The organism is Staphylococcus rostri (assembly GCF_002902145.1).
Lineage (GTDB): Bacteria > Bacillota > Bacilli > Staphylococcales > Staphylococcaceae > Staphylococcus > Staphylococcus rostri.
This window is the reverse complement of record NZ_PPRF01000074.1, coordinates 1-368: the sequence shown is the minus strand read 5'-3', so window position 1 is coordinate 368 and position 368 is coordinate 1. Positions and strand designations below refer to the sequence as shown.

Here is a 368-nt window from a genome sequence, read left to right as displayed (position 1 = left end):
TGTGATTGTTGATCCTGGTTCACCTTTACCTGTCACTTCTGTGTCGCCAGCTTTCACTGGGTCTACTGTCGGTGCATCTGGTGCTACTGTATCTTTGTCAGTATCTGGTACTTTAACTTTTGTAACGTCTGATTTGTTTCCTGCTTCATCTGTCGCAGTTACATCTAATTCGTCACCTGGTTTGATTGTTGTACCATCTGGAACTTTAACAGTCCAGTTACCGTCTTTATCTACAGTTGTTGTGCCTTCTGTACCGTCTGGGAATGTAACTATAATTGTTGATCCTGGTTCACCTTTACCTGTCACTTCTGTGTCGCCAGCTTTCACTGGGTCTACTGTCGGTGCATCTGGTGCTACTGTATCTGTTA

General features: G+C 44.0%; 1 protein-coding gene. It reads right to left on the bottom strand.

Annotation, left to right across the window (positions count from 1 at the left end; translation table 11 throughout):
- Positions 1 to 368 (bottom strand): Ig-like domain-containing protein (locus tag CD122_RS09695; protein ID WP_240624157.1); only part of this gene is annotated, 368 nt, incomplete at both ends.